At 70.1% G+C, this 4748-nt stretch carries 5 protein-coding genes; 1 reads left to right on the top strand and 4 read right to left on the bottom strand.

Going from position 1 to position 4748, the window contains the following annotated elements; genetic code table 11:
- Positions 1–53 precede the first annotated feature (53 nt).
- From C7C45_RS20780 to C7C45_RS20765, 4 genes are all read right to left on the bottom strand, one after another.
- A complete protein-coding gene (locus C7C45_RS20780; protein WP_244200478.1) occupies positions 54–809 on the bottom strand; it encodes a tyrosine-protein phosphatase in 756 nt (251 codons plus the stop codon).
- 55 nt (positions 810–864) lie between these two features.
- Positions 865–1323 carry a PRC-barrel domain-containing protein gene (locus C7C45_RS20775; RefSeq protein ID WP_110565514.1) on the bottom strand — a complete coding sequence of 153 codons (459 nt, stop codon included), beginning with the start codon at positions 1321–1323 and terminating at the stop codon, positions 865–867.
- 258 nt (positions 1324–1581) lie between these two features.
- Entirely contained in the window at positions 1582–2112 is a 531-nt protein-coding gene (gene ahpD, locus C7C45_RS20770; RefSeq protein ID WP_110565363.1) for an alkylhydroperoxidase, AhpD family, read from the bottom strand.
- A 2-nt stretch (positions 2113–2114) separates the two neighbouring features.
- Positions 2115–2675, bottom strand: coding sequence for a peroxiredoxin (locus tag C7C45_RS20765; protein WP_110565362.1), 561 nt, complete (start codon positions 2673–2675; stop codon positions 2115–2117).
- A gap of 339 nt (positions 2676–3014) precedes the next feature.
- Here C7C45_RS20765 and cimA point away from each other — a divergent pair, with 339 nt between their 5' ends.
- Positions 3015–4598: a citramalate synthase gene (gene cimA / locus C7C45_RS20760; protein ID WP_110565361.1), complete on the top strand. Its 1584-nt coding sequence runs from the start codon at positions 3015–3017 to the stop codon at positions 4596–4598.
- Positions 4599–4748 lie beyond the last annotated feature (150 nt).

Raw genomic sequence — 4748 nt, 5'->3', positions numbered from 1 at the left:
CCGCCGGCTGCCGGCTGCGCTCACAGTCCGGGCCAGGGTTAGGACTTACTCGTCTAGGCCTCGGTGGGCTCGTCGAGCAGGTGGTCGCGGAGGGCGGCGAGCTGCTCGTCGGTCACCCCGGCGTGCCGCAGGTACGCCTCGACGGAGCCGTGCCCCTCGCGCAGCTCGTCGAGGAAGATCTGCATCGCCTCGGCGGGTGAGGCCAGGAACGGTGCCGGCACGTCCGCGCCGTCCGGGGTGGTGGCCGCCAGCCAGGCGCTGTACCGGGCCGACGCCTCGCTGCTGAGCGCGTAGTCCGCGGCGACGTCCGCGTCGTCGACGCCGAGCACGGCGAGGGTCAGCGCGCAGACGATGCCGGTGCGGTCCTTCCCGGCGACGCAGTGCACCACCACCGGGGCGTTGGCGGAGTCGGCGATCAGCCCGACCGCCTCGGCCAGCCCGGCGGTGCCGGTCTGTGCCAGGTCGGCGTAACGGTCCGCGAGGTAGCGGGCCAGGCTGGCACCCTCCTCGTGCGGCGTAGCCTCCCAGTCAGCGTGCTCCGGGTGGATGTGCCGGTAGGTCAGCCCCTGGTACGCCGGCACCCGGCCGTCCCGCTCCACCTCGGTGGGTCGACGCAGGTCGATGACGGTGCGGATCCCGATCGCGGCGAACGCGTCCCGGTCCTGTTCGGTGAGGCGGTGCAGCGAGTCGGAGCGGTAGAGCCGGCCCCGGCGCACGGGTCGGTCGTCGTGGCCGAGACAGCCACCGACGTCGCGGAAGTTGAAGGTGGCGGGCAGCGAGATCTGGCGGTTGTCGTCGATGGCGTCCACGCTCACACCGTAACGGCCGGTGGGGCCACACCCCACCGGTCGTCGGGTCGAACAGCTACCTGGCCGTCCCCGGCGGGAGCGCACCGTACGTCTCGTCGTAGTAGCCGCCCAGCTGATCCCGGTAGGCCGGGTCGCTGTGGCTGGTCTCGTCGTACTCCGGGGCGGCCTTGATCTGGTCCCGGGTCCGGTCGATGGAAACAACGCGCTGGTCGTGGTCGACCTGGTTGACGGTGCCGGCTGGCAGCAGCACCTTCTTGCCGAAGATCCAGGTGCCGGTGTCCACCACCAGGTAGCTGCCGTCCACCTCGTGGCTGGCGCTGTCGATCTTGCCGATGCCACCGTCGGTCGCCTCGACCTTGTAGCCGACCAGGTCAGCATCCGCGACCCCGGCCTGATCCCGGTAGCGCCAGGGGTCGAATGTGCCGGCCGGCGCGCCGCCGGGCACGGTGCCCTGGTCGCCGGCGTGCAGCGGGTCCGGCCCGGCGTGGGTGGCGTGCGGATCGATCCTGTCCATGCCGTTCACTCCTGACTGTCGCCGATCGTCTCGGCGTAGGTGGGTGCGTCCCCGCAGGAGCTACCCGGCCGTCGGGGTCCGGAAACGGCAGGAGGCTGGGCCGTGGCGCGGCGGAAGACCGTGGCCGTGGCGCGGCGGAGGGCTGTGGCCGTGGTACGGCGGAGGGCTGTGGCCGTGGCGCGGCGGAGGGCTGTGCCCGTGGTACGGGGACGGGCCGACGCCGCGAGGTGCGGCATCGGCCCGTCGGGGCGTACGTGCTCAGGCCAGTGCGGCCTCGGCGTCCAGGGTGACCGCCGCGGCGTGCACCACGGCGGAGATCCGCAGGGCCTCGTGCACCTGCTCCCGGGTGAAGCCGCTGCCGCGCAGCGCCTTCTCGTGCGACTCCAGGCACACCCCGCAGCCGGTGATCGCCGACACGGCGAGGCACCAGAGCTCGAAGTCGCCCTTGTCCACACCAGGCCTCGCGATGATCTGCATCCGCAGCCGGGCCGGCATCGAGGCGTACTGCTCGTCGCCGATGAGGTGCTTGGCCCGGTAGTAGATGTTGTTCATCGCCATGATCGCCGCGGCGCCCTTGGCCGCCTCGACACCCTCCGGCCCGAGGTGCCCGAGTGCTTCGGCCGCGATCTCCCGCAGTACCAGCGGGTTGCGGGCTGCCACCGCGCAGGCCAACGCGGTGCCCCAGGTCTGCACCGGGGTCAGCGTCGACGTGCCGACCGTGGAGCCCAGGTTGAGCTTGATGTCCTTGGCGTACTCCGGCAGGGCCGCCTTGATCGCGTCCAGGCCCATGGTCAGACCCCGGCGCTGGCGAGGAGCGCGTTGGCGTCGAGGGTCTCGCCGCCCTTGTTCCAGTTGCACGGGCACAACTCGTCGGTCTGCAGAGCGTCGAGCACCCGCAGCACCTCGGAGACGTTACGGCCGACCGAGCCGGCGGTGACCATGGCGAACTGGATCTCGTTGTTCGGGTCGACGATGAAGGTGGCCCGCTGGGCCACGCCGTCCTCGCCGAGCACGCCGCAGGCGGCGGAGAGCTCGCGCTTGATGTCGCTGAGCATCGGGAACGGCAGCTCCCGAAGGTCCGGGTGATCCTTGCGCCACGCGTAGTGGACGAACTCGTTGTCCACGGACGCCCCGAGGACCTGTGCATCCCGGTCGGCGAACTCGCCGTTGAGCCGACCGAACTCGGCGATCTCCGTCGGGCAGATGAAGGTGAAGTCCTTCGGCCAGAAGAAGACCACCCGCCACTTGCCCTCGTGGGACTTGTGGTTGATCGTCTCGAACGCCTTGTTGGCGTCCAGCGATACGCAGGCGGTGAGTTCGTACTCGGGGAAGCGGTCACCGACAGTGAGCACAGGTCCTCCTTGTGAGCGGCACGGTGGCCGTTAACTGGATCCGTTCCAGATCCTTCCGTATCGCTGTTTTCGCCGGTCGGCGGTGTGGGTGCATGTGAAGCCGATCACCGGTGGCGGGGCCCGGCCAAGGCCCGACGGCCACCGGACCAAGAGCACTCTCCGTTACAGTCCCGCGATGTGGATTGTTTCTCCCAAACTGGACGGGGAGTGGCAGAGTGGTGAACGTGACCAGCACCGTCCTGATTATTGCGACCTAGCGCGCCGGCCCTCCCCTCCGCCGAGCGCGCAGACCTCCCGCATCCGCGGGGGGTTTTTTTGTTGCTCCGAGAAAGGATCCTGATGACGTTCCAGGTCTACGACACGACGTTGCGCGACGGCGCCCAGCGCGAGGGGCTCACCTACTCGGTGGTTGACAAACTGGCGGTGGCCCGGCTGCTCGACGAGTTCGGCGTCGGTTTCATCGAGGGTGGTTGGCCGGGCGCGGTGCCCAAGGACACCGAGTTCTTCCGCCGGGCGCGCACCGAACTGGACCTACGGCATGCCGTACTCGTCGCGTTCGGTGCCACCCGTAAGGCCGGTGTCGCGGTCGCCGACGACCCGCAGGTGCGCGCCCTGCTGGACGCGCAGACCCCGGCGGTGACGCTGGTCGCCAAGGCCGACAGCCGGCACGTCGAGCGCGCTCTGCGCACCACCGGCGCGGAGAACCTGGCGATGATCCACGACACTGTCAGCCATCTCGTGCGTGCGGGTCGACGGGTCTTCGTCGACGGTGAACACTTCTTCGACGGCTACCGGCACGACCCCGCGTACGGCGCGGCCGTGGTGCAGACCGCACTGGCTGCCGGCGCCGAGCGGATGGTGCTCTGCGACACCAACGGCGGGATGCTGCCATCCCAGGTGACCGCCGCCATCGCCGATCTGACCGACCGGCTGGGAATCGACGCCGGGCTGCTCGGCATGCACGCGCAGAACGACACCTCCTGCGCGGTGGCCAACACGATCGCCGCCGTGGAGGCGGGAGTGCGCCACGTCCAGGGCACCGCCAACGGGTACGGCGAACGTCCGGGCAACGCCGACATCTTCGCGGTCGCCGCCAACCTCCAACTCAAGCTGGGCATGCCGGTCCTACCGGAGGGCTGCCTGGCGCAGATGGTGCGGGTCTCGCACGCCATCGCCGAGATCGCCAACATCGCCCCCGACACCCACCAGGCGTACGCCGGGGCTGCCGCCTTCGCCCACAAGGCGGGGCTGCACGCGAGCGCGATCAAGGTCGACCCGTTGCTCTACAACCACGTGGACCCGTCGGTGGTGGGCAACGACATGCGGATCCTCATCACCGAGATGGCCGGCCGGGCCAGCGTCGAGCTCAAGAGTCGTGAGCTCGGTCTGGACCTGGCCGGCAGCCCGGAGGCGCTGACCCGGGTCACCAAGCGGGTCAAGGAGTTGGAGGCGGGCGGCTGGTCCTTCGAGGCCGCGGACGCCTCGTTCGAGCTGCTGGTCCGCTCCGAGTTGCCGGAGGGCAGCCCGCCCCGACCGTTCACTCTGGAGTCGTACCGGGTGTTGGTCGAGCACCGCGAGGACGGCGCGGTCGTTTCCGAGGCAACCGTGAAGATCCGGGTACGGGGGGAGCGGGTGATCGCCACCGCCGAGGGCAACGGCCCGGTCAACGCCCTCGACGAGGCGCTGCGAGTGGGATTGGCCCGGCACTACCCACAGCTGCGAGCATTCGAGTTGGCCGACTACAAGGTGCGCATCCTCGAGGGCAGCCACGGCACCGGCGCGGTGACCCGGGTGCTGTTGGAAACCGCCGACGGCACCGGCCGAGACTGGACCACGGTAGGTGTGCACCCCAATGTGGTCGAGGCCAGCTGGCACGCCCTGATCGACGCCCTCACCTACGGCCTGGCCCCCACAACGGTCTAACCCACCCCCCCTGCCCTCCCCACCCCCCACCCCCCACCCCCACCCCCACCCCCACCCCACCCCCACCCCTCAGCCCTCGCGATCTTGCACTTTGTGTCGTCGGTATGAGGCTTTTGGCCCTGTACGGCGGGGCAGAAAGTGCAAGATCGC

The organism is Micromonospora arborensis, from assembly GCF_003205615.1.
Classification (GTDB): Bacteria; Actinomycetota; Actinomycetes; order Mycobacteriales; family Micromonosporaceae; genus Micromonospora; species Micromonospora arborensis.
Note: the sequence above shows the minus strand (reverse complement) of the source record. Positions and strands in the feature narration are given on the sequence as shown.

Bases quoted from the DNA above. Each gene is read 5' to 3' on its own strand.
- ahpD (WP_110565363.1), bottom strand. From the start codon at position 2,112: ATGGGCCTGGACGCGATCAAGGCGGCCCTGCCGGAGTACGCCAAGGAC.
- cimA (WP_110565361.1), top strand. From the start codon at position 3,015: ATGACGTTCCAGGTCTACGACACGACGTTGCGCGACGGCGCCCAGCGC.
- C7C45_RS20775 (WP_110565514.1), bottom strand. From the start codon at position 1,323: ATGGACAGGATCGATCCGCACGCCACCCACGCCGGGCCGGACCCGCTG.